The organism is Pseudonocardia pini (assembly GCF_013870575.1).
Taxonomy (GTDB): Bacteria; Actinomycetota; Actinomycetes; order Mycobacteriales; family Pseudonocardiaceae; genus Pseudonocardia; species Pseudonocardia pini.
This window is the reverse complement of sequence record NZ_JACBXB010000701.1, coordinates 1-2,936: the sequence shown is the minus strand read 5'-3', so window position 1 is coordinate 2,936 and position 2,936 is coordinate 1. Positions and strand designations below refer to the sequence as shown.

The 2,936-nt window shown below is 72.0% G+C and carries 3 protein-coding genes; all 3 read left to right on the top strand.

Annotation, left to right across the window (positions count from 1 at the left end):
• Nucleotides 1-1,226, top strand: a 1,226-nt coding sequence (locus H5J29_RS27420) for an aldehyde dehydrogenase family protein (RefSeq protein ID WP_181783889.1), incomplete at its 5' end; no start/stop codon positions are given.
• A gap of 8 nt (nt 1,227-1,234) precedes the next feature.
• Nucleotides 1,235-2,272 carry an adenosine deaminase family protein gene (locus tag H5J29_RS27415; protein WP_181783888.1) on the top strand — a complete coding sequence of 346 codons (1,038 nt, stop codon included), beginning with the start codon at nt 1,235-1,237 and terminating at the stop codon, nt 2,270-2,272.
• A 54-nt stretch (nt 2,273-2,326) separates the two neighbouring features.
• On the top strand, nt 2,327-2,836 hold the full coding sequence (msrA, locus tag H5J29_RS27410) for a peptide-methionine (S)-S-oxide reductase MsrA (RefSeq protein WP_181783887.1): 510 nt from the start codon (nt 2,327-2,329) through the stop codon (nt 2,834-2,836).
• Nucleotides 2,837-2,936 lie beyond the last annotated feature (100 nt).

The window sequence follows — 2,936 nt, the reverse complement described above, 5'->3', positions numbered from 1 at the left end:
GGGCCCGCCTGCTGTGGCAGGTCGCGGAGGCCCTGGAGGCGGAGATCGACGCCCTCGCCGAGCTGGAGACCCGCGACCAGGGCAAGACCCTGCGCACCGCCCGGTTCGCCGAGCTGCCGGGCGCGATCGAGCAGTTCCGCTACTTCGCAGGCTGGGCCACCAAGATCACCGGGACCGCGTACACCCCGTCGGTCGGGTACGCACCGCCCGGCCGGCGCGTCGAGGCCCGGACGGTCCCGGTGCCGGTCGGGGTGGTCGGCGCGATCGTGCCGTGGAACTCACCCCTGCTCATGGCCTGCATGAAGCTGGCGCCCGCGCTCGCCGCGGGCTGCACGGTCGTGCTCAAACCCGCCGAGGAGACCCCGCTGACGGCGATCAGGCTGGCCGAGATCCTCGCGGGGATCCTCCCGCCGGGCGTCGTGAACCTGGTGACCGGGGACGGCGGGACGGGCGCGGCGCTGGCCGCGCACCCCGGCGTCGACAAGATCAGCTTCACCGGCTCGACGGCGGTCGGGCGCGAGCTCGTGCGCGGTGCGGCGGACCGGCTCACCCGGTTGACCCTCGAGCTGGGCGGCAAGTCCCCCGCGATCGTCCTGCCCGACGCGGAGCGGGACCTGCTGGGCCCCGGCCTCGCCCGCGGGAGCTTCGCCAACTCCGGGCAGGTCTGCGTGGCGAGCTCGCGGATCTACGTCCATCGGTCCGTGTTCGCGGAGGTCGCGGACCTGCTCGTGGCCCAGGCGGAGGCGCTCACCGTGGGACCGGGGCTGGACCCGGCGTCGGACCTCGGCCCGCTGGTCAGCGCCGCGCACGCGGAGCGGGTCGCCAGCTACCTGGACGACGTCGAGGTGCTCACCGGGGGCCGCACGGAGGGCGCGTTCGTGCGGCCGACCGTGGTGGTCGGGGCCGCACCGGACTCCCGGCTGATGCGGGAGGAGATCTTCGGGCCGGTCGCCGCGCTCGTCCCGTTCGACGACCTCGACGAGGCCCTCGCACTCGCCGGCGACACCGACTACGGGCTGTCCGCGAGCGTGTGGACCCGCGACCTGAGCACCGCGGAACGGGTCACACACGCCCTGCGGGCGGGCACGGTCTGGGTCAACTGCCACTCCTACTTCTCGCCCGAGCTGGTCAAGGGCGGCCACGGGATCTCGGGCTGGGGCTACGAGAACGGCGCCCCGGGCCTGGCCGCCTACCAGGAGCTCAAGACCATCTGCACCCTCGTCTGAGGAGGACCGTGAACCTCGCCGACTACCTGCGGCTGCTGCCGAAGGTCGAGCTGCACTGCCACTTCGTGGCCACCATCCGGCCCACGACCCTGATCGAGCTGGCCCGCGCGAAGGACGTGCCGCTGCCGTCGTACGACCCGGAGATCCTGTTCGGCTACGACGACATCGTGGACTTCCTGGTGGCCTTCGAGGCCGCCAACCACGTGTTCACGGACAAGGGGGTGTTCGAGCGGGTGGCCTACGAGTCGGTCGAGGACGCCGTCGCGGCCGGGAACCTGCGCCACCGGGAGTACTTCGTCAACGCCGACCTCTTCCCGATCGGCTACGGCGAGGTGCTCGACGCGATGGTGGCCGGGCTCTCCGCCGCCGAGCGGGACTTCGGCGTGGGCTTCGGGATCATCCCGGCGATCGCCCGGCAGCGGACCCCCGCCGACGCCGTCGCGCTGGTCCGCACGGTGCTCGACGACGGGCGGCCCGAGGTCGTCGGGATCGGGCAGGACTACCTCACGACGGACGACACCGAGTCCCCGGAGCTGTGGACCGAGGCGTACGACCTGGCCAAGCGGCACGGGCTGAACCGGACCGCGCACGTGGCGGAGATCCCCGGCTCCACGGCCGACGCCGTGACGATCGCGCTGGAGCAGCTGGACTGCTCCCGCATCGACCACGGCTACCACGTCATGGACGACCCCGCCGTCGTCGAGGTGGCCCGTGAGCTGCAGGTCCCCTTCACCTGCACGCCCTACTCCACCCAGGTCCTGTCCGGTTGGGAGATGACCCCGGAGCACCCCGTCGCGCGGATGATCCGCGCGGGGCTGAACGTCACCCTCAGCACGGACGATCCCACCTTCTTCCGCACGGACATCGGCAGGGAGTACGCGGAGGCACTGCCCGCCATGGGGTTCGGCGCGGCCGACGGGGCGCGGATCGCGCTGGCCGGGGTCGAGGCGACGTGGCTGCCGCAGGACCGCAAGGACCGCCTGCGGGCCGAGTTCACCGCCCAGATCCGGGCGCTGGACGCCGCCCTGGGATCGACACGGAACTAGCGGGGCACGCCGGTTGTTGAGAGGGTCGTGGGACCCAACCGGAAGGAGCGAGACATGAGCACCGAGAAGGCGATCCTGGCGGGCGGGTGCTTCTGGGGCATGCAGGACCTGATCCGCAAGCGCCCCGGGGTGGTGTCGACGCGCGTCGGCTACACCGGCGGGGACGTCCCGAACGCCACCTACCGCAACCACGGCACGCACGCCGAGGGCATCGAGATCGTGTTCGACCCGGCCGTGACGAGCTACCGCGAGATCCTGGAGTTCTTCTTCCAGATCCACGACCCGACCACGAAGAACCGGCAGGGCAACGACATCGGCCTGTCGTACCGCTCCGCGATCTACTACACCGACGACGAGCAGAAGCGCGTCGCCGAGGACACCATCGCGGACGTGGAGGCCTCCGGGCTCTGGCCCGGCAAGGTCGTCACGGAGGTGGAGCCCGCCGGGGACTTCTGGCAGGCCGAGCCCGAGCACCAGGACTACCTGGAGCGCATGCCGTGGGGCTACACCTGCCACTTCCCGCGGCCGGGCTGGGTGCTGCCGAAGCGGGCCGAGAGCGTCTGAGGGCTCACCGAGCGAGGCCTCCTCGCTCGGTGAGGCGTTCGCGTCAGGGCAGGGCCGGGGCGAGGTCCTCGAACGCTGTGTGCAGCAGTGTCACCGACTT